Below are 20,784 nucleotides of genomic sequence, written 5' to 3'. Positions count from 1 at the left end.
TTTCAGCTACTATTTCTGACCGGATAAGCATACACTTCTCAACGGAGGGGATTTCACATCATGCATCTTACACTTCAGAGCGTTTATCCTGCCATGATCATCATCTTTTTTCTGTATAAAAAAATTAAAAGGTCCATCGGATACCAGCCGCTGAAGCCCCGCTGGCTGTTCACCCGTATCATTCTTTTCTCGCTGTTTGCTTTTGGCCTTTCAATCTTCAGCGCCATTCACCCTTTTTTATATGGATATCTCATTTTGGGCATTCTTGGCGGATGGCTCCTTGTCTTTTTCGCTAAGAAAAACATCTCCTTTGAAAAACGCAGAGGAAAGATCTATTTTCGGACTCATATTTGGGTAGAGGTGATTCTCTTAACTTTATTTCTATCAAGATTTCTGTATCGAGTGACGGAGCTTTATCTTACCTCACCTGATCTAAACCGCCTTGGATCATACAGTCAGTCAATCGGAACGGACCCTCTGACAATTGGCGTCTGTTTTCTGATAGCCGTTTATTATATCGGTTTTTCTTCTTTTGTCATCAAGCTCAGCAGAAACGAACTCGAACAGCACGGACACAATAAAGAAAAAGACATCCTTGCCCGCTAGCAGCGAGTTAAGCAAGGATGTCTTTTTCAATCATGCTGTGTATGATGGATCATTTGCTGAAGAACATCTAAAACATGTTCATCCTCGGGAGAGTAATAAATCGATGTTCCTTCTCTGCGCGATTTGACAAGCCGGAGATTTTTTAAAAATCTAAGTTGGTGGGACACGGTGGATTGCAGTAAATTCAGCTTTTCTGCAATTCCGTTTACTGCATGCTCACCCTGGGACAATAAATGGAGAATTCTGATTCGGGTAGGATCAGAAAGCGCTTTGAATGTTTGCGCGACTAGAAACAGCGTCTCCTCGTCCAGATCAGCAGCCGATTGTTCCGTTTCTCTAAATTCAGTCATATGGTATCACCTTTCTTTATTCATAGTTTTATCTTATAACAAATGCGCTTGAGTGCAAACCAGCCTGCTTGTATTCCATTTCAATCTCATAGTTTAAATTTATGTTTCAAATCAGGTTTTTACTTGGTCTGATATACCGTCTTATGTCATAATAAAAAAGGTCATACTGCTCCAAACATTGAGGGTGAAACACAGTGAAGAAAAAGAGAAAAGGCTGTTTCGCTGCTGCGGGTTTTATGATGATTTTTGTCTTTGTCATCGCCTCTTTTTTATTGGTCCTGCTTTTTTTCAACCGGGATTTAGTCAAAAAACTTCCGATCGATACGAAAACGATTGTTTTGGAACGTTTAACCGATTACAAACCCTTGGTGGAAGAAGAGCTTGAAAGCCAAGGACTCTCTAATTATACATCACTCATATTAGGCATGATGTATCAGGAGTCAAAAGGAAAAGGCAATGATCCCATGCAGTCCTCTGAATCTCTGGGGTTAAAACGCAATGAGATAACAGACCCTCAACTCAGTGTTAAACAAGGCATCAAGCAATTTACCCTCATGTACAAGACCGGTAAGGAAAAAGGCGTGGATTTGGATACCATTATTCAAAGCTACAACATGGGGGCAGGTTACATTGATTTTGTAGCTGAACATGGAGGAACGCATACTGAGGAATTGGCAAAACAATACTCCGAGCAGCAAGTCAAAAAAAATCCTGATCTGTATACTTGCGGGGGAAATGCGAAAAATTTCCGCTATCCGTATTGCTACGGTGATTATACGTATGCAGAAAAAGTAAAAGAAAAAACAAAAACTGTTGAAGAATCTTTGCAGGTTGCAACACTTGAAACCATGGAATCCAAGGCTCATGAATAAGAGTCTATCAATTTACTGACAAAAGCCCAAAAAAGAATTTGGGCTTTTGCCATGTTTACACGTAAAAAAAGCCATACTGAGTATGGCTTTTAATAATACGGTGAAATCATCAAATATACAATAACGCCTGTAAGGCTTACATACAGCCATAGAGGCATTGTCCATCTCGCAATTTTTTTGTGGCGCTCTACCTGCATGCTGAAGCCTCTGATCAGCGTAAACAGCGCAAGCGGCACAATAATTGCAGAAAGGCAGATATGTGTAATTAAAATAAAGAAATAAATCGGGCGCATAATACCTTCTCCGCCATAGAGCGTGTTTTCCGCAATCGAGTGGTACGTCACATAGCAAATCAAAAATAGTAATGTTGTTGTGAATGCGGCCAAAATAAAGCGTTTGTGAGCTTTGATATTTTTCTGTTTAATCATAATCAGCGCGGCCAATAAGAAGATAAACGTAAAGCTGTTGAATATCGCATTCAGCATTGGCAAAATGTGAATATTCGCATGGCTGAACTGATCTAATTTAGGCATAAAAAACAGCACTGCGATTAAACCGTTAATCAGAACTGTCAGCGTAAGGACAATCCCCGTGTAATTTTTCGGTTTATTTTCTGTTTGGTTCATTTGGTGACCTCTCCTAATTTGTACTGGCTATCCAAATCGTATGCAAATTCAAAGAAGATGTCAACGGTTTCGATTGCTTCGTCAGAAATTAGACACACTTCAAAGGCCGGAGGCTATTAGCCCCGGCCTGTTAGGTTTACGCCTCTTTTATCAAATGTTCAATGACCTTATGTTCATTTTCATTCAGCAGGTTCTTTTGAATTTTCGAATGAATGGGTTTATTCATATGCTGATCCAAGATATCGGCCGTTTCTTTATCCCCGGCAATAACCATTCGTTCCCATCTTTTCGCGGCAGCTTTTTGATCAAGGCTGGCAGCCAGCCGCTTATACAGTCTCGATTGGTTCTCTGTTACATGTTCCCTCATCCGGTTCTCTTCAAATGGTGGCGCTTTGTCTACAGCGGAATGGCTATTCTTCCAAGACTCATTGATCATATCATACTCATAACGCTCCACCGCCTCAATTTTTCCTAATACGGTTTCAATAATTTTCACTTCATGCTGCTGAGTTAAAATAAACGCTGTACTTGGGTATGCCTGGCGCAAACCCTTCAGCTGATCCAGGACAGCTGTTTCTTCCCAGTAAAATCTTGTATCTACAGGGACTTGAAGCTTAATAGGTTCCCATATGCCGCTGTCGGAAACAAAAAACACGAGACTGCGGGGCATGTCTTTTCCCATTGCATTCAAGTATTGATTCATTTTAGCCCTGATTCCATCCAGACACTTTTCCTCCTCTGGATCACTAGCTGCCAAATACTCTTTTAATCGGCTGAATCCTGACTTTAGGGCAATCTTCCATTCTCCCCCCTGCTGCTCTGGATCTCTCATGTCTGTATTGAGATACAGAGAGAGAATTTTATCCGGCGGTTCCAATTGGACATACTGTAATTTGTTAATCAATGAATCAATCGCCATTCCGATTCCTCCTTTTTCACAGGTTAGTTTTCTTTTTCCTCTCTTAAAAACGATCAAACCTGACTTTCCGCTAATTTCTAGTAATAATGGAATTGTTGTTTACAATACGCCGCTCTTCTAATACAATTGGTAACTGTGTTTCTAAGCTGATTTTTGAAAGGAGTTTGATCTTGTTTACTATTAAAGAAAAAAATCGTCAAGAGCTTGAAGAAGAACTAAATGATTTAGAATTTCAAATTTATCGCATGCAGGAGAATATGAAGGATTTGTCTAAAGATGCCAAAGTGCTTGGTATTGATCAATCGAAACATGATGAGTGGATGATTGTTTCCTCGATTGATGATGGCCAAACATGCAAAATTATGCTAACTGATTGTAAAACGGCATACCGAGGAAAAGGCTGTTTTTCACTTGTAGCGTCTTACAAGGACGATGCCATTCATATAGGGGACATCAAAGGCCCTCCGAATCACGGGTTTGGCTCCATTTGCATGAAATATTTAAAAGATATTGCAAGAGACCACAATATACCGAAAGTCACCGGAGACATCGCCAAACGGGATTGGAATCATGTAGACCGGCTGATTCACTTTTATGAAAAACATCACTTCAAAGTATGTATCGATCATGATACCCAATCTGGCAGCATTAAGTGGGTTGATTTGTAAAAAAGTCTGGAAGAAAGAGCCAAGATATGCTGTAATGGTATAAAACCATTGATGGAGGGTTCTATGCACGCCTCAAAACTGAAAAAGGGAGACGAAATCCGGATCGTGTCTCCCGCGACCAGCATGTCTATATTAACAAATGAAGCAAAAATCCAAGCAAAAACGGCGTTAGAACGCTTAGGTTATCGGGTAACCATCGCTGAACACGCAAATGAATGTAACGAATTTGATTCATCCTCTATCGAGTCAAGAGTCCATGATCTGCACGCTGCCTTTTTTGATCCAGGCGTCAAAGCGATTTTAACGACACTCGGAGGGTTTAATTCAAATCAGTTGCTGCGTTATCTTGATTACGAGCAAATCAAACGACATCCAAAAATTCTGTGCGGCTATTCCGATATAACCGCTCTTTGCAACGCTATTTATCAAAAAACGGGTCTTGTTACGTATTCAGGTCCCCACTTCTCAACATTTGCAATGAAAAAAGGGCTTGATTATACACAAGAGTATTTTCTTTCTTGCTGCGCTTCGGACGACCCGTTTGAAATTCTTCCTTCAAGTGAGTGGAGCGATGATCGCTGGTTTTTGGATCAAGAAAACAGGCGTTTTTATCCTAATAACGGCCCTGTTGTAATCCAAGAAGGTTATGCGGAAGGCACTTTAATTGGCGGAAACTTATGCACGCTTAATTTGCTGCAGGGTACGGAGTATTTTCCTGAAACAGAACATACTATTTTATTGATTGAAGATGATTATATGTCAGACATCCATATGTTTGACCGCGATCTGCAATCACTCATCCACCTCCCCGCTTTTTCACATGTAAAGGCGATTTTGATCGGCAGATTTCAGAAAGCATCAAACGTATCAATGGATCTTGTAAAAGCCATGATCGAAACAAAAAAAGAATTATCCAGCATCCCGATCATCGCAAATATAAATGCCGGACATACCTCGCCAATTGCCACGTTCCCTATAGGAGGAACATGCAGGATTGAAGCTATTTCGGGTACATCACGCATATGGATTGATAAACATTAATCAGCTTGTAAATTTTTTTTACAAGCTTTTTTAGCGCAATCGGTTATGCATGCCGCACGAGACATGACAAATGTCATATAGGAGGCATGATGTGTGCTACTACAAAAGACTTCTCTCATTAGCGTATACTGAACCGAGACACACAATGAGAGGATACTTACTATGACTGAACAAACCATTGCACATAAACAAAAACAGCTGACAAAGCAAGTCGCTGCATTTGCTCAGCCTGAAACAAAAAACAGCCTGATTCAGCTTTTAAACACGTTTATCCCATTCTTCGGCCTATGGTTTCTTGCTTATCTCAGCCTCGATGTCTCCTATCTTCTTACGTTAGCATTAACGGTGATTGCCGCAGGTTTTCTGACAAGAATTTTTATCATCTTCCATGACTGCTGCCATCAATCTTTTTTCAAACAAAAACGCTATAACCACATTCTCGGTTTTCTGACAGGTGTCCTGACTTTATTCCCGTATCTTCAATGGCAGCACAGCCATTCGATTCATCATGCGACTAGCAGCAATCTGGATAAACGCGGAACAGGAGACATCTGGATGTTAACAGTAAACGAATATAAAGCTGCATCCAGACGAACAAAGCTTGCATACAGACTTTATAGAAACCCGTTTATCATGTTTATTCTCGGACCGATTTATGTTTTTCTGATCACGAACCGTTTTAACAAAAAAGGCGCAAGACGCAAGGAACGTGTAAACACATACCTTACGAATCTGGCAATTGTCGCGTTGGCTGCCGCTTGCTGTCTGATCTTTGGCTGGCAATCGTTTTTACTGGTGCAAGGCCCGATATTTCTGATTTCAGGTTCAATCGGTGTTTGGCTGTTTTATGTGCAGCATACCTTTGAAGATTCTTATTTTGAAGCGGATGAAAACTGGAGCTACGTTCAGGCTGCTGTTGAAGGCAGTTCATTTTATAAACTCCCGAAACTGCTTCAATGGCTAACAGGCAATATTGGTTACCACCACGTTCATCATTTGAGTCCAAAGGTGCCTAACTATAAGCTTGAAGTTGCTCATGAACATCACGAACCATTAAAAAACGTACCGACAATCACCTTAAAAACAAGCCTGCAATCACTCGCGTTCCGTCTTTGGGATGAAGATAACAAACAGTTTGTGTCATTTCGGGCTATAAAACATATACCTGTAAGCCTTCCGCCTGATTCACCAGAAAAACAGAAGCTGCGGAAGAATGCCTGATGATAAAGGAGGTCTTCTAATATACTAGAAGGCTTCCTTTTTATTGTTGGAGGGTGCATTCTGGCTTTCACAATGATAAAGTTACAAGTAAGATGAAAAGCTGAAAATGAGGTAAGATCATGATTAAAAATCATTTTACATTTCAAAAACTAAACGGGATTACGCCCTATATATGGACGATATTTTTCATCCTCCCCTTCTACTTTATATGGAAATCATCATCTACATTTGTTATTATTGTCGGCATCATTTTGACGCTTTTATTTTTTTCGGTATATCGATTTGCTTTTGTCTCAAAAGGCTGGACCATTTATTTGTGGGGATTTTTATTAATTGGCATTTCAACCGCCTCCATTACCCTGTTCAGTTATATTTATTTTGCTTTTTTTATCGCGTATTTTATTGGAAACATTAAGGAACGCGTCCCTTTTCATATTTTATATTATGTCCATTTAATAAGCGCAGCCGTCGCAGCCAATTTCAGTCTCGTATTAAAAAAGGAATTCTTTCTGACACAAATTCCTTTTGTCGTCATTACCCTCATCAGCGCAATTTTATTGCCCTTTAGTATAAGAAGCCGCAAGGAGCGCGAACGGCTTGAAGAAAAGCTCGAGGATGCAAATGAACGGATTGCAGAACTGGTAAAATTAGAAGAACGTCAGCGAATTGCCCGCGATCTCCATGATACGCTTGGGCAAAAGCTTTCTCTTATCGGTTTAAAAAGCGACTTAGCAAGAAAATTGATATACAAAGATCCCGAACAAGCAGCTCGTGAACTGAAAAGTGTTCAGCAAACAGCGCGAACTTCTTTAAATGAAGTAAGAAAAATCGTTTCCTCTATGAAGGGCATACGGCTCAAGGATGAATTGATCAACATCAAACAAATTCTCGAAGCAGCTGACATTATGTTTATCTATGAAGAAGAGAAATGGCCCGAAAATATCTCATTGCTGAATGAAAACATTTTGAGTATGTGCTTAAAGGAAGCTGTCACAAATGTCGTCAAACACAGCCAGGCTAAAACTTGCCGAGTTGACATTCAGCAGCTCTGGAAGGAAGTTGTGATAACAGTGTCTGACGATGGAACATTCAAAGGAGAAGAAAATTCCTTTTCAAAAGGACATGGCTTACTCGGGATGAGAGAACGGCTTGAGTTTGCAAATGGAAGCCTTCACATCAATACCGAAAACGGAACCAAGCTTACCATGGCAATTCCTAATAATTCAAAATAAACATAAAGGATGGCTTATATGATTAGTATATTTATTGCAGAAGATCAGCAAATGCTGCTGGGCGCTTTAGGATCACTTCTAAACCTCGAAGACGATATGGAAGTCGTAGGCAAAGGTACAACCGGCCAAGATGCTGTTGATTTTGTCAAAAAACGCCAGCCTGATGTATGTATTATGGACATTGAAATGCCCGGAAAAACAGGGCTTGAAGCTGCTGAGGAGCTAAAAGATACAGGCTGCAAAATTATCATCTTAACCACCTTCGCCAGACCCGGTTACTTTCAGAGAGCTATTAAAGCTGGTGTTAAAGGCTATTTGTTAAAAGACAGTCCGAGTGAAGAGCTGGCCAACGCCATCCGTAGCGTCATGAACGGAAAACGAATCTATGCACCTGAGCTGATGGAGGACTTATACAGCGAAGCTAACCCTCTTACAGATAGAGAAAAAGAAGTGCTTGAACTTGTGGCTGACGGTAAAAACACAAAAGAAATCGCTCAGGAACTCAGCATCAAAAGCGGGACGGTGCGGAATTATATCTCAATGATTCTAGAAAAGCTTGAAGTGAAAAATCGAATTGAAGCCATTACCCGGTCAAAGGAAAAAGGCTGGTTTAAATAAAAAAGGATCTTGGCATCTGCCAGGATCCTTTTTTTAACCTGAAATTCCCGTTTGAGAACCTCGCCGCAACCAGAAGAATTAAACTGATCCATATCCTCGCTCCTATGCCCGCTGAACGATTGCTTGGTTAACAGCCCAATAAAAGACTGGATTGAATGATATCCCTGTTAAAATGGTCGGCCATTGCACATCAGCAGAATTTCTGATATTGATTATATTGTATTTTCAGTATGACAAAGTTGTGCCACTTCGCTCCCGAAGCTGCCATGCCCAACTGCAAGAGCCTAATAACACAATAAAGAACCGTCTGAAATCAATCCGAATCCGTCAATGGCATCTGCTACATCCAACTGCTTATTATCTGCCAAAAAAGATACAACACCAGCTCGTTTCGCTGATCAAAGATAGTAACAACCAGCTATAAATGTCATGATGCCGAATGTCTCTGTAATGTGGAATCAATCTTTTAACCCGAGAGCCCCTGAATCGCACATAAAGAGAAAAACGGGACCACTTTCTTTTATCAGCATATGATATAAACAGCTCTAAGCAGAACGAAAAAAAGACACAAGCCAAAAGCTCATGTCTTTTACCACAATCTATATTATTAGTTTAAGATTTTAACATTTACAGTTTTGACGCCCCAATTAGATGCATCACTTTTACTTGGTACAAATACGTCGATTTTATTTCCTTTAATAGCGCCGCCAGTGTCTCCTGCTGTTGCTTCCCCGTAGCCTTCAACATAAACTTTAGAACCTAGCGGAATCACATTAGGATCAACCGCAATAACTTTCGCGTTCGGGTTCTTATTTAAGTCAATGCCTGTAGCTGTAACGCCGGAAATGCCGCCGTCGTTAGCAGTGTAAGCAGTAGCAGTAACTGTTAGTTCTTTTGAAGCTTCTTGATTATTTGTATTTGATTGAACAGCCTTCTCTTCTGTGTTAACAGAAGTTTCTGCCTCAGCTTTTGTTTCTTGTTTAGGTTGCTGTTGTACAGCTTCTTGTTTAGGTTGCTCTTTTTGCACAGCCTCTTGTTTTGGCGCAGCTTGAGGTGCGTTTGTTTGCGCATTCTCAGTAGCTGTGTTTGCTGCTGTTGCCTGACCTTTTACTGAAAGAGTTGATCCAGCATAGATCATGTCAGAGCTTAAGTTATTCCAAACTTTCAGGTTGTTGACTGTCGTGCCGAATTTTTGAGCAATCTTAGAAAGCGTATCTCCCGCTTTAATTGTATATTGCCCAGTCGTGGTTGTTTCTTCTGAAGAAATGGTCAGTTTTTCTCCTGCAATGATTTTATCAGAAGTTAACTTGTTCCATTCTTTTAAGTCCTTTAGGTTCACTCCATTTTTCTGAGAGATTCCCCAGAGCGTATCACCCTTTTGCACCGTAATTTCTTTTGCAGAAGCGTGAGCTCCGAATGCAGTTGTTGAAAGTGCAGCAACTGCCACAAAGGACATAATCGTCTTCTTCATAAGTAAATCCTCCCTTGTTAGCTTTTTATTGGCGGCTAACAGGTGATATCGTAACACACGTAAATGTCAAATCAATAACAAAAAGATATGATTTAGATTACAGTTCCTTTACATGAAGGATTTCTCTCTGATGGAAAGACTTGCTGAACCCTTGATATAATAGGCTTCGCAGGTCTTTTTATTTTGAGGCGAAACAGAGAAAATAAAATGTGTTTTTTATAGAAAAAAAGATTGTTTTTCTGTTTTTTTAGTCTGTCATCCTTGCATAAGCTTGTATTTCTTGTAAAAAAAGCCGGCCGTATTTTGCTCTTTTTTGTTCTCCGACTCCTTTTATAGACAAAAGTTCATCATCATTTACGGGCTGTTTTCCTGACATTTCTTTTAACGTTTGGTCAGAGAAAACAACAAATGGCGGAACACCCTGCTCAGCCGCAATTTCTTTCCGAACCATGCGCAATCGTTCAAATAGCTCGTCATTTTCAGTAATCGCTGCCGCTTTTAACGATTCTTTTCTCGCTACTGATAATTCTCCTTTCAGCACATTCCTTCCTTTACTGCTGACAAAAAGAGTCGGAAACGTTCCGTCTGACATCCTGATGAAGTCGTCAGAAATAAGAAATTCGATAAAATCGCTGATTTCGCCAACGGATTGGTGTTTTAATATCCCGTATGTTGAAAGGTCTGAAAAGCCGTTTTCAAGAACTTTTTTATTTTTGGAGCCGGCAAGTACCTGGGCAACCATCGTCTTGCCAAACCGTTCTTTCATGCGAATGATACAAGATAAGACCATTTGCGCCTCCCGCGTCACGTCATGGGCCGCTCTTGTATCGGTACAGTTTCCGCACTGTCCGCACGCATCAGGCTCCTTTTCTCCGAAATACATAAGGATAAAACGCTGCAGACAATCTTCGGTATGACAGTAGTCGACCATTTGTCTCAGCTTTTTTAAATCCTGCTTTTGTTTCTCTTCATGTTCTGATTGCTCAATTAAGAAGCGCTGCACCATAATATCCTGCGGTGAAAACAGGAGAACACATTCACTGGCAAGGCCGTCCCGTCCAGCTCGTCCTGCCTCTTGATAATAGCTTTCCATATCTTTCGGAATTTGTGCATGCAGAACAAATCTAATATTTGATTTATCAATACCCATTCCAAAAGCAGAGGTTGCCACCATCACTTGAAGCTCATCATTAAGAAACCTTTCCTGCTGCTCTTTTCTCTCATCATCAGCCAAACCTCCATGATACCGGCCTGCCCTGACCTGATTTCGTTTCAATCTCTCATATATCCGATCAGCTTCTTTTCTGGTCGCTGTATAGACAATTCCTGCTTCATGCCTGTTGTTTTGCACATATTCGTCTATAAACCGATCTTTATTTTCTCCTTTTACTACTTTAAAGGTTAAATTCTCTCGGGAAAATCCGGTATATACCGTGTTTTCTTTTTGAATATGCAGCTGTTTGCAAATATCATCATGAACCTCGGGTGTGGCTGTTGCTGTTAACGCCATGATGACAGGCTTGTCATGTAATTCACGGAACAAGATTTCAATATTCCTGTAGCTTGGCCTGAAATCATGGCCCCATTGAGAAATACAGTGCGCCTCGTCTATTGCGACCAAAGGAACATCTATGCCCTGCAAAATCCGGATAAACTCTGTGGACGTTAGTCGCTCTGGTGTAATGTAAAAAAGTTTATAAGCCCCTTCTTTGAGTCCGTTCAGCCTCTCATATATTTCCTGATTGGATTGTGTGCTGTTAATGTAGGCGGCGTTAATCCCCGCTTCTTCTAACGCATCAACTTGATCCTTCATCAAGGAAATCAACGGTGATATGACGATCGTCGTCCCTTCAAACATTAATGCCGGAATTTGATAGCAAATCGATTTGCCGCCTCCCGTCGGCATAATGCAGGCCGTATTTTGCCTCGCTTCCGTCACCAAGCGGATCGCTTCATCTTGGCCGCTCCGAAACTTCTCATAACCAAAATAATGAGCCAGAAGGGATTGGGCTCTATGTAACATAACGTGTAAACCTCGCTTTTCCTTGAATTTCTCCCATCATATCATAAAAAAGCGGCCTTCATTTCTTTCACACAAAAATGGAATATTCACTATACCAAACCTTTTTAGATAAAATAAAAAGCCATTTCCGAAAAGGAAATGGCTTTCGCTACGTCTTGCCGTATGCAAGTAAGAAAGTTTTAAACCACCACTCCTCAAAGTGGGTGTTTGCAGAAACGTTCCTGTCGTCCTCTGCAATGGAGGCATGACATTCCGGCTTCGATATAAAACTCCCTATTACAGCTTAAAGGTTAAAACTTAATTAACAATACGCACAAAGTAGCTTCTTTAATATAGTACACCATCAGGCGGTTTTAATCAAGAGGTCAGAACAATTGTTTAGAAAAACTTTTTCCAGTGAATAAAACTGTTTTTTCTCCAAAATACCTGACAATTCGACAAACAAAAAATATATTACAATAAAAAAAACAGCCTTTTTCGCTAAAAGCGAATGATTATTTTCTTCTATATTAATGTGTATATACAAAAAGACTCCTATTTGTAACGATAGGAGTCTTGGCTTTATTAGAATTTTGCAGCAAGATCTTTTGCTTCTTGTAAACCTTTTTCAACGATTTCTTGCGCTTGATCAGGTGCTGCGTTATGTCCTTCGATGACAACTGTGTGCAAGTCTTGAACACCCCAGAAACCAAGAACTGTTTTCATGAAGTTTAATGACATTTCAAGTGCAGCCATTGGTCCTTCTGAGTAGACACCGCCGCGAGCGTTAAGAAGCGCAACTTTTTTGCCGCCCATTAAACCGACTGGTCCTTCTTGTGTGTATTTGAATGTAACGCCTGCGCGAGACAGATAATCAACATAAGTATGAAGCACTGCTGGCACTGTGAAGTTCCAAAGCGGGAATGCGAAAACAACTTTGTCAGCTTTTACAAACTGGTTCAGATATTTGTCAGCAATTGCTGCTTGTTTTTTCTCATCTTCTGTCATTTCCATTCCTTGACCTGCTTTAAATGTTCCGTTAATCATATCTCTGCCAAGGTAAGGAAGGTTTTCCTTATGAAGATCTAATTCAACCACTTCATCATTAGGGTTGTTTTCTTTATAAGCAGCTAAGAAAGCTTCGTAAAGTTTAGTTGAAACGCCTTCTTCAGCTGTACGGTCGCTTGATTTTACAAATAAAACTGTAGACATCTGTATTCCTCCCGGTAAACTTTTTATATTTACTTACAAATAGTATGTTACTTTCTTTTTTACGCAAAGTCAATCACTTTATTTTGAATATGAGATTTTTTTTCAAAAAAAAAGCAAGTACATCTAATATCGGTGTACTTGCATGGCATTTTCACTTCGAATCTTGTTCACGATCCAAGATTTCATACGTCTGCGAGCTTTTTTGATCAATTGTTTCTTTGTTGGATAAGTCTTTTACCTGTTCATGAAACTCTCTTTCATAAGAAGGAGCATCTGTCTCCAGATCATCCTCCACATCAGCTTGGGCCTCAACTGTCATTCTTGCATAAGGAACAGCTTCAAGTCTTTCGTAAGGAATCTCTTGGCCGGTTTTTTCACACACGCCGTAAGTTCCGTCTTTCATCTTTTGTAATGCACGGTTGACCTCCTCTAACAGCTCCCGGTCAATCTCTCTCACTGTTTGGTCTGTCATCCGATCTGTGACGAGCGTCCCGTGGTCTGCCATATGGTTGTCAACCCCATTGGAAAGCTCCCCCACTTCTTCCGTCATTGATTCTGTTTCCTTTTTCTCGCCAGACAATTCTTTTTGCATATCGAGCAATTTATGATAGAGATGCTGTGTTTGTTCTTTTGTCAGTGCCATGTATATCCTCTCCTTTCTATCCTGTTTCCCGTTTTGCCTTCTGTCAAACATGGGAACATCAATGGAAAGATGAGCTACTGCCTTTTTGAACGGATCGTGACCGCTGGCGTCGATGGTGCTTCGGGTTTTCGTTGGCACTTTTTGTCCTTCTCTTCTGGCGGTATATAGTAGGTTGCGCCTATATTTAATCTGCCGCTCAGTTCATCAATGGTCAGCTCGCCGAATTCAAGATGATAGTCAATTTTTTCGACATTCAGCGTTTCAATATGTATATAGGTTTCTTCAGACTCCTGTTTGCTGCTTTGTTTTTGTTTCTCAATCACTGAGAGTCTTTCTTCACATTCACGCAGTTTGTCAAGTTCTGGTTTCAAGCAATGCCTGATCAGCGACCGGAACATTTTTTTCATGACATCACGACCCTTTGCATACTCCTCTTTCGTCTACATATATAATGAGGTATATCCCATAGAAAGGAGAGGTTTTCATGCTTCCGACTAACATCAATATTTCTCATCTCAAGACTAACTCGATAGGCACCGGCTCATCCCTTACCTTTGGTTCTGCGGAGTTAAGGAACAGGCGCTCTGCTATCAAAAGAAATAACGGTTTTGGGGAACAAAATGCAGATGTTATTGTCATGGTCATTCCGATTGAATCAATTGATGACCGTGATGGGGCAGATGCACTCAGTATGAAAATCAATCATCAATAACAATGGTTTTCGCTTGACCTTCGTCTTTTTGAATAGTGATGTATAGGATTCCGTCTTTAAAAATGGCATTCATCTTTCCATGAAGATGATCGGAAAGCGGAATTTTCTTTTCAAAACTTCCGTATCTCCCTTCTTTTTGGCGAAAGTCCTGTTCATTAAAATAGGAAAAGCGCTGCCCCTTCACCACTAAATAATCTCCGTACGATAATATGTGAACGTCTTGTTTACGGTAGCCTGGAAGATAAATTAAAAATTGTACTTCCGTAACGGTATCTACAATATCCATGCTCGGAAATGAAGCATCTCCTTTCCCTCGCTGATCTTGCTGCGCAAACGGAAACGGAGATTGGCCATTTGTCATAAAAGGGGTTTTTTGGTCTTCATCAAATACCTGTTTCCAAAAGTCACCGCCGTACATCTGCTGTGCGAATTCCATCCACTGCTTCATCTTTTCGAAATCCATTTGAAGCCCCCTGTCTTAACATACTTTATAACCGCCAGCATACAACTATAGAAAGGAGGTTTGCCTGTGGTTCAACCAACTCCGTATATCAATATTAATATTTTCATGCTGAAAATTAATTCCTTTGAAAATGCTTCAGCGGTTAACGTAGGACAAAATTTATTGGCAGAATGGCAAAATTCTGATAAAAAAAATCAAGGCTACGGACAGAATTTTGGAGATGCGAGCGGATTTATGGGCACGAGAAGCCATGTGGATGACAGAGACCAAATTGATTCTCCGGCCTCTTTTGAAAGTGAAGCGGTTAACTCCTCAATCAAAAGGAAGTGATGAGATGTTCTTTTCTCCCTCCGTCGTGAATGTCGGCGGATTTAAAATCAATACGATGGACCGTGGTTCCTCTTTAACACTCGGTCCGTATCAGCAGGTCGATTACTTTTTATCAGCTAAAATAAATCAAGGGTTTGGAGAAGAAAATGGCGACTTTACTCCTCTTGTCGTACCGATTTCAAATGTGTTAGATGCAGATCTTGTTGATTCGAACTCAGCGAAAAACAGTGTGGTGTAATAAGAACAGGGCGCACATGCCCTGTTCTTGTTTATATATATAAAAAAAGCCTAACCATTTTTTGAACGGCTGGCTCATCAAATATTCAGCTGCACAAATGCTTTGTCAGCACCGCCTGAACCTCGCTTAAATCGGTGTCTTTCGCAAATTCTAATTCGAACGTTTTGCTTCTTGTCATCAATAAAAGCCCAGTGTCCGGATCAAACATTCCCGCTTCTTGGATGGCAAAGCTTTCAATTGTTTTATATGGAAGAAATACACGAACCTTCTTTTTAGAAAACATTTTATTGTCAAAGAAAATGATCCGCTTATTTGTAAAGCAAATTTGGTCCACTCGGAGCTTATAAATCGATTCTATTCTTTCCCCTTCAACGAGCAAAGCCTCAAGCTTCTTTGCGTCCGTTGATCTGCTAACAGAAAAAATACCCAATGAAGAACCCCTCTTTCTGCATTTATCTATTTGTTTTATCATTCACTACATAAAAATAAGTCCTTTATCCCTATATAAGAATACGACATAGAAGACATTTAAACCATTACGAACAGATTACATTTTTCAAATTTTTGATTTGTTTTTTGGCTTTTAAGCTGTTGTCATCAAGTAATACGCACATATAGAGAAAAAAGTTTCAATATTCAGCAATGTTTTTATAAAAAAGTGGTTTTTAATGATTTTTTATTCTTGTTTTATATTTCCTGTTTTAACCACAAAAAAACCGCAGCTGAGCTGCGGTTTTGTGGATTGACCACTTTTAACAAAATATTCCTGATTATTCAAGGAAGCATTACATCTCTTCGAAGTATTCTTTATAATAGCCGCCGACTTTATTCGTATTGTCGACCACAAAGAGAAACTCCTCTGTTTCATTTTTTACTTCATATTCTTTTCCCGGCGTTAAAACGCGGTTTACGATATATTTTTTTGCGTTTGTCTGCACACACTTTACTTTTTTAATTGTTTCTTTTTCAAGCCAATTTTTATGAATCATGATGAAATCTCCTTTTCTTATCTATAAGCTTATTGTAGCTTTTTTCTTTTGTAAATTGCAATATCGGTTATTCATTGATTTTGCCTTGATTTCTATTATAGAATGTTTGTATACGCTTACGTTTGAAGCAACTATCACAGCTTATTTCTGCTATTCAATCCAGGAATCAATGTGCTATCACCAAGAATCTCAGAACAGACCATAAAAAATGACTGGAGGTTTGTTACGGATGAGTTCTTTAACGATGCAAGTGACGAAAAGGCTGGAGACATTTTTACAGGGAACAAAGAAGCTTTATATTGACGGAAAGTTTGTTCCGAGTGCCTCAGGGGCAACCTTTGACACTCCAAACCCGGCGACCGGCGAAACCTTGATGACGCTGTATGAAGCCCAGGCTGCGGATGTGGACAAAGCGGTTAAAGCTGCCCGGAAAGCCTTTGACCAAGGTGAATGGAGAACAATGTCTCCAGCTTCGAGAAGCAGACTGATGTATAAGCTGGCGGACTTAATGGAAGAGCATAAAACTGAGCTTGCTCAGCTTGAAACACTTGATAATGGGAAACCGATCAATGAAACGACTAATGGAGATATTCCGCTGGCTATTGAGCATATGCGCTATTACGCCGGCTGGTGTACAAAAATAACAGGACAGACGATTCCGGTTTCCGGCGCTTATTTTAATTATACGCGTCATGAGCCTGTCGGTGTCGTCGGCCAGATCATTCCATGGAATTTCCCGCTCCTGATGGCGATGTGGAAAATGGGCGCGGCACTTGCAACAGGCTGTACAATCGTCCTCAAACCGGCTGAACAAACACCGCTTTCAGCTCTTTATTTGGCAGAATTAATTGACCAAGCCGGTTTCCCTGCCGGTGTAATCAACATCATCCCGGGATTCGGTGAAGATGCGGGAGAAGCGCTGACGAACCACGAAGCGGTTGATAAAATTGCCTTTACCGGTTCCACTGAAATCGGAAAGAAAATCATGTCCACCGCAGCGAAAAGCATTAAGCGTGTTACATTGGAGCTGGGCGGAAAATCACCTAATATTCTTCTGCCGGATGCGAATTTGAAAAAAGCCATCCCGGGCGCTTTAAACGGTGTGATGTTTAACCAGGGCCAAGTCTGCTGTGCGGGCTCACGTGTCTTCATTCATAAAGACCAATATGATGAAGTTGTTGATGAAATGGCGTCCTATGCTGAGTCACTCCGCCAAGGAGCGGGACTTCATAAAGATACTCAAATCGGGCCTCTCGTAAGCAAGGAACAGCATGAGCGCGTTCTTTCCTATATTCAAAAAGGAAAAGATGAAGGAGCAAAAGCAGTGACCGGCGGAAGCTGTCCTTTTGAAGCAGGATATTTTGTCGCACCGACTGTGTTTGCGAATGTTGAAGACGAAATGACCATCGCAAAAGAAGAAATTTTCGGACCTGTGCTGACTGCAATTCCGTACGAAACTGTCGATGAAGTTATTGAACGGGCAAACCATTCAGAATATGGGCTTGCGGCCGGACTATGGACAGAGAACGTCAAGCAGGCTCACTATATCGCGGACCGACTTCAAGCCGGAACCGTTTGGGTGAACTGCTATAATGTGTTTGACGCGGCGTCTCCATTTGGCGGTTATAAACAGTCAGGACTCGGACGAGAAATGGGATCATATGCCTTGGATAATTACACAGAAGTCAAAAGTGTATGGATAAACCTTGAAGACTAACATGTATGTTTAAAAAACTGCTGCATGCCAGCAGTTTTTTTCTTTCTGTAATGGCAGTAAAAGACGCTGAATATATATGCTTCTGAAGGAGTTGAGCGTGATGGGCACACTTCAGGAGAAAGTGAGGCGTTTTCAAAAGAAAACCATTACCGAGTTAAGAGACAGGCAAAATGCTGATGGTTCATGGACATTTTGCTTTGAAGGACCAATCTTGACAAATTCCTTTTTTATTTTGCTCCTTACCTCACTAGATGAAGGCGAAAATGAAAAAGAACTGATATCATCCCTTGCAGCCGGCATTCATGCAAAACAGCAGCCAGACGGCACATTTATCAACTATCCCGATGAAACGCGCGGAAATCTAACGGCTACCGTCCAAGGATATGTCGGGATGCTGGCTTCAGGATGTTTTCACAGATCTGAGCCGCACATGAAGAAAGCTGAACAATTTATCATCTCACATGGCGGTTTGAGACATGTTCATTTTATGACAAAATGGATGCTTGCCGCGAACGGGCTTTATCCTTGGCCTGCTTTGTATTTACCATTATCACTCATGGCGCTCCCCCCAACATTGCCGATTCATTTCTATCAGTTCAGCTCATATGCCCGTATTCATTTTGCTCCTATGGCTGTAACACTCAATCAGCGATTCGTCCTTATTAACCGCAATATTTCATCTCTTCACCATCTCGATCCGCACATGACAAAAAATCCTTTCACTTGGCTTCGGTCTGATGCTTTCGAAGAAAGAGATCTCACGTCTATTTTGTCACATTGGAAACGCGTTTTTCATGCACCATTTGCTTTTCAGCAGCTGGGCCTACAGACAGCTAAAACGTATATGCTGGACCGGATTGAAAAAGATGGAACATTATACAGCTATGCGAGCGCAACCATATTTATGGTTTACAGCCTTCTGTCACTTGGTGTGTCACGCTATTCCCCTGTTATCAGGAGGGCGATTACCGGCATTAAATCACTGGTGACTAAATGCAACGGGATTCCTTATCTGGAAAACTCTACATCAACTGTTTGGGATACAGCTCTAATCAGCTATGCCCTTCAAAAAAATGGTGTGACCGAAACGGATGGCTCTGTTACAAAAGCAGCCGACTTTTTGCTAGAACGCCAGCATACCAAAATAGCAGATTGGTCTGTCAAAAATCCAAATTCAGTTCCTGGCGGCTGGGGGTTTTCAAACATTAATACAAATAACCCTGACTGTGACGACACTGCAGCCGTTTTAAAAGCGATTCCCCGCAATCATTCTCCTGCAGCATGGGAGCGAGGGGTATCTTGGCTTTTATCGATGCAAAACAATGACGGCGGATTTTCTGCTTTCGAAAAAAACGTGAACCACCCACTGATCCGCCTTCTGCCGCTTGAATCCGCCGAGGACGCTGCAGTTGACCCTTCAACCGCCGACCTCACCGGACGTGTACTGCACTTTTTAGGCGAGAAAGTTGGCTTCACAGAAAAACATCAACATATTCAACGCGCAGTGAAGTGGCTTTTCGAACATCAGGAACAAAATGGGTCTTGGTACGGCAGATGGGGTGTTTGCTACATTTACGGCACTTGGGCTGCTCTTACTGGTATGCATGCATGCGGGGTTGACCGAAAGCATCCCGGTATACAAAAGGCTCTGCGTTGGCTCAAATCCATACAAAATGATGACGGAAGCTGGGGAGAATCCTGCAAAAGCGCCGAAATCAAAACATATGTACCGCTTCATAGAGGAACCATTGTACAAACGGCCTGGGCTTTAGACGCTTTGCTCACATATGAAAATTCCGAACATCCGTCAGTTGTGAAAGGCATGCAATACCTTACCGACAGCAGTTCGCATAGCGCCGATAGCCTCGCGTATCCAGCAGGGATCGGATTGCCGAAGCAATTTTATATTCGCTATCACAGTTATCCATATGTATTCTCTTTGCTGGCTGTCGGGAAATATTTAGATTCTATTGAAAAGGAGACAGCAAATGAAACGTGAATCTTATCAAACGGAGATGTTCAATTGGTGTGAAGCCCTGAAAGATCAGATTCAAAAGCGAGGACAGCTTGACCAGTTTGAAGATCAAATCGACAAGATGATTGAGGCTCTGGAAGATGACCAAACAACAGAAGAAGATTGGTATAAACAGGCCGCTGCCCTTTACCGGGATATTACAGAATCAGATGATACAAGTGAAAGACGCGCATATGTCCCTATAGGGAAACACGTGCTGCCAAAGCTTCCTTACAAATACTCCGCCTTAGAACCTTATATTTCACGCGATATTATGGTCCTTCATCATACAAAACATCATCAAAGCTATGTCGATGGCCTGAACAAAGCAGAATCAGAGCTTAAAAAAGCGAGAGCAACAAAGAATTATGACTTAATCACTCATTGGGAAAGAGAGCTTGCGTTCCATGGAGCAGGCCATTATTTGCACAGTATTTTTTGGTTTTCTATGCATCCAAACGGAAAACGGCGTCCTACAGGGGCATTATTCCAAATGATAGACCTTTCATTTGGAAGCTATTCCGCTTTTAAAGAACATTTTACCCAGGCCGCTAAAAAAGTGGAAGGCGTCGGCTGGGCCATTCTGGTCTGGGCACCTCGATCAGGACGGCTGGAGATTTTAACGGCAGAAAAACACCAGCTCTTTAGCCAATGGGATGTGATCCCCCTTTTACCGCTTGACGTATGGGAGCATGCCTACTATTTGCAATACAAAAATGACCGGGCCAGCTATGTCGATCACTGGTGGAATGTCGTGGATTGGCGCGAGGCTGAAAAACGTTTTGAGCAGGCAAAAGAAGTCGTTTGGAAGCTCTATTAAAAAAAGCCCCCTTTCCTCGG

At 41.2% G+C, this 20,784-nt stretch carries 24 protein-coding genes and 1 other RNA gene; 13 read left to right on the top strand and 12 right to left on the bottom strand.

All coding sequences use genetic code 11. The features are described from left to right. The first annotated feature begins 60 nt into the window (after positions 1–60). Positions 61–606 (top strand): mother cell-specific sporulation protein Csk22, encoded by a 546-nt coding sequence (gene csk22 / locus M1D94_RS10970; protein WP_015714089.1) that lies wholly within the window; start codon positions 61–63, stop codon positions 604–606. A gap of 26 nt (positions 607–632) precedes the next feature. Here the strand turns inward: csk22 and czrA are convergent, their stop codons facing one another. Further along, on the bottom strand, positions 633–956 hold the full coding sequence (gene czrA, locus M1D94_RS10965) for a Zn(II)-responsive metalloregulatory transcriptional repressor CzrA (protein WP_003231284.1): 324 nt from the start codon (positions 954–956) through the stop codon (positions 633–635). Positions 957–1,150: 194 nt separating this feature from the next. On the opposite strand from czrA, the gene M1D94_RS10960 reads away from it, so the two are divergent. Next, on the top strand, positions 1,151–1,828 hold the full coding sequence (locus M1D94_RS10960; RefSeq protein ID WP_014480011.1) for a lysozyme family protein: 678 nt from the start codon (positions 1,151–1,153) through the stop codon (positions 1,826–1,828). A gap of 89 nt (positions 1,829–1,917) precedes the next feature. Here M1D94_RS10960 and M1D94_RS10955 read toward each other — a convergent pair whose 3' ends face one another. Further along, positions 1,918–2,454 carry a DUF420 domain-containing protein gene (locus M1D94_RS10955; protein ID WP_003231280.1) on the bottom strand — a complete coding sequence of 179 codons (537 nt, stop codon included), beginning with the start codon at positions 2,452–2,454 and terminating at the stop codon, positions 1,918–1,920. 136 nt (positions 2,455–2,590) lie between these two features. Continuing rightward, positions 2,591–3,373: a VLRF1 family aeRF1-type release factor gene (locus M1D94_RS10950; protein ID WP_015251912.1), complete on the bottom strand. Its 783-nt coding sequence runs from the start codon at positions 3,371–3,373 to the stop codon at positions 2,591–2,593. A 170-nt stretch (positions 3,374–3,543) separates the two neighbouring features. On the opposite strand from M1D94_RS10950, the gene M1D94_RS10945 reads away from it, so the two are divergent. The 5 genes from M1D94_RS10945 (at position 3,544) to desR (ending at position 8,153) form a co-directional block, all read left to right on the top strand. Then, on the top strand, positions 3,544–4,041 hold the full coding sequence (locus M1D94_RS10945; protein ID WP_015714090.1) for a GNAT family protein: 498 nt from the start codon (positions 3,544–3,546) through the stop codon (positions 4,039–4,041). Between the two features lie 63 nt (positions 4,042–4,104). Further along, entirely contained in the window at positions 4,105–5,082 is a 978-nt protein-coding gene (locus M1D94_RS10940; protein WP_456270516.1) for a S66 family peptidase, read from the top strand. Between the two features lie 162 nt (positions 5,083–5,244). Next, the gene (gene desE, locus M1D94_RS10935) at positions 5,245–6,303 is read left to right on the top strand and encodes a fatty acid desaturase DesE (protein WP_004399588.1); all 1,059 of its coding nucleotides are present in this window, start codon (positions 5,245–5,247) and stop codon (positions 6,301–6,303) included. A 119-nt stretch (positions 6,304–6,422) separates the two neighbouring features. After that, the gene (gene desK / locus M1D94_RS10930) at positions 6,423–7,535 is read left to right on the top strand and encodes a two-component sensor histidine kinase DesK (RefSeq protein WP_014480016.1); all 1,113 of its coding nucleotides are present in this window, start codon (positions 6,423–6,425) and stop codon (positions 7,533–7,535) included. A gap of 18 nt (positions 7,536–7,553) precedes the next feature. Next, a complete protein-coding gene (gene desR, locus M1D94_RS10925; protein ID WP_004399356.1) occupies positions 7,554–8,153 on the top strand; it encodes a two-component system response regulator DesR in 600 nt (199 codons plus the stop codon). Between the two features lie 607 nt (positions 8,154–8,760). Here desR and M1D94_RS10920 read toward each other — a convergent pair. From M1D94_RS10920 to M1D94_RS10895, 6 genes are all read right to left on the bottom strand, one after another. Then, complete coding sequence (locus M1D94_RS10920) at positions 8,761–9,624, bottom strand: LysM peptidoglycan-binding and 3D domain-containing protein (protein WP_014480017.1); 864 nt, start codon at positions 9,622–9,624, stop codon at positions 8,761–8,763. A gap of 247 nt (positions 9,625–9,871) precedes the next feature. Further along, the gene (recQ, locus tag M1D94_RS10915; protein WP_015714092.1) at positions 9,872–11,647 is read right to left on the bottom strand and encodes a DNA helicase RecQ; all 1,776 of its coding nucleotides are present in this window, start codon (positions 11,645–11,647) and stop codon (positions 9,872–9,874) included. Positions 11,648–11,788: 141 nt separating this feature from the next. Further along, positions 11,789–11,975, bottom strand: a non-coding RNA gene (gene ssrS, locus M1D94_RS10910) — 6S RNA. A gap of 236 nt (positions 11,976–12,211) precedes the next feature. Beyond that, the gene (gene azoJ, locus M1D94_RS10905) at positions 12,212–12,838 is read right to left on the bottom strand and encodes an FMN-dependent NADH-azoreductase AzoJ (RefSeq protein ID WP_003231260.1); all 627 of its coding nucleotides are present in this window, start codon (positions 12,836–12,838) and stop codon (positions 12,212–12,214) included. A 151-nt stretch (positions 12,839–12,989) separates the two neighbouring features. Beyond that, positions 12,990–13,481: a TraR/DksA family transcriptional regulator gene (locus tag M1D94_RS10900; RefSeq protein WP_014477068.1), complete on the bottom strand. Its 492-nt coding sequence runs from the start codon at positions 13,479–13,481 to the stop codon at positions 12,990–12,992. A 74-nt stretch (positions 13,482–13,555) separates the two neighbouring features. Next, on the bottom strand, positions 13,556–13,888 hold the full coding sequence (locus M1D94_RS10895; RefSeq protein ID WP_014480020.1) for a hypothetical protein: 333 nt from the start codon (positions 13,886–13,888) through the stop codon (positions 13,556–13,558). A 77-nt stretch (positions 13,889–13,965) separates the two neighbouring features. On the opposite strand from M1D94_RS10895, the gene M1D94_RS10890 reads away from it, so the two are divergent. Continuing rightward, positions 13,966–14,193, top strand: a complete 228-nt coding sequence (locus M1D94_RS10890; protein WP_014480021.1) for a hypothetical protein — start codon at positions 13,966–13,968, stop codon at positions 14,191–14,193. Here the strand turns inward: M1D94_RS10890 and yocM are convergent. Beyond that, entirely contained in the window at positions 14,180–14,656 is a 477-nt protein-coding gene (gene yocM, locus M1D94_RS10885) for a salt stress-responsive protein YocM (RefSeq protein WP_014477071.1), read from the bottom strand. The genes M1D94_RS10890 and yocM overlap by 14 nt on opposite strands. 66 nt (positions 14,657–14,722) lie before the next feature. Here yocM and M1D94_RS10880 point away from each other — a divergent pair, with 66 nt between their 5' ends. Both M1D94_RS10880 and M1D94_RS10875 read left to right on the top strand, forming a co-directional pair. After that, complete coding sequence (locus M1D94_RS10880; RefSeq protein ID WP_004399338.1) at positions 14,723–14,986, top strand: hypothetical protein; 264 nt, start codon at positions 14,723–14,725, stop codon at positions 14,984–14,986. A 4-nt stretch (positions 14,987–14,990) separates the two neighbouring features. Next, complete coding sequence (locus tag M1D94_RS10875) at positions 14,991–15,224, top strand: hypothetical protein (protein WP_003231251.1); 234 nt, start codon at positions 14,991–14,993, stop codon at positions 15,222–15,224. An 85-nt stretch (positions 15,225–15,309) separates the two neighbouring features. Here M1D94_RS10875 and M1D94_RS10870 read toward each other — a convergent pair whose 3' ends face one another. Next, positions 15,310–15,654, bottom strand: coding sequence for a PH domain-containing protein (locus tag M1D94_RS10870; protein ID WP_003220141.1), 345 nt, complete (start codon positions 15,652–15,654; stop codon positions 15,310–15,312). A gap of 355 nt (positions 15,655–16,009) precedes the next feature. After that, positions 16,010–16,213, bottom strand: a complete 204-nt coding sequence (locus M1D94_RS10865) for a DUF6501 family protein (protein WP_003231245.1) — start codon at positions 16,211–16,213, stop codon at positions 16,010–16,012. A 229-nt stretch (positions 16,214–16,442) separates the two neighbouring features. Between M1D94_RS10865 and dhaS the strand changes: the two genes are divergently transcribed. From dhaS to M1D94_RS10850, 3 genes are all read left to right on the top strand, one after another. After that, the gene (gene dhaS / locus M1D94_RS10860) at positions 16,443–17,930 is read left to right on the top strand and encodes an aldehyde dehydrogenase DhaS (RefSeq protein ID WP_015714095.1); all 1,488 of its coding nucleotides are present in this window, start codon (positions 16,443–16,445) and stop codon (positions 17,928–17,930) included. Between the two features lie 100 nt (positions 17,931–18,030). Next, positions 18,031–19,929 (top strand): sporulenol synthase, encoded by a 1,899-nt coding sequence (sqhC, locus tag M1D94_RS10855; protein WP_015714096.1) that lies wholly within the window; start codon positions 18,031–18,033, stop codon positions 19,927–19,929. Then, positions 19,919–20,764 carry a superoxide dismutase gene (locus M1D94_RS10850; RefSeq protein ID WP_015251901.1) on the top strand — a complete coding sequence of 282 codons (846 nt, stop codon included), beginning with the start codon at positions 19,919–19,921 and terminating at the stop codon, positions 20,762–20,764. The genes sqhC and M1D94_RS10850 overlap by 11 nt, the downstream gene beginning before the upstream one ends. Positions 20,765–20,784 lie beyond the last annotated feature (20 nt).

The organism is Bacillus sp. JZ109, from assembly GCF_053903135.1.
Note: the sequence above shows the minus strand (reverse complement) of the source record. Positions and strands in the feature narration are given on the sequence as shown.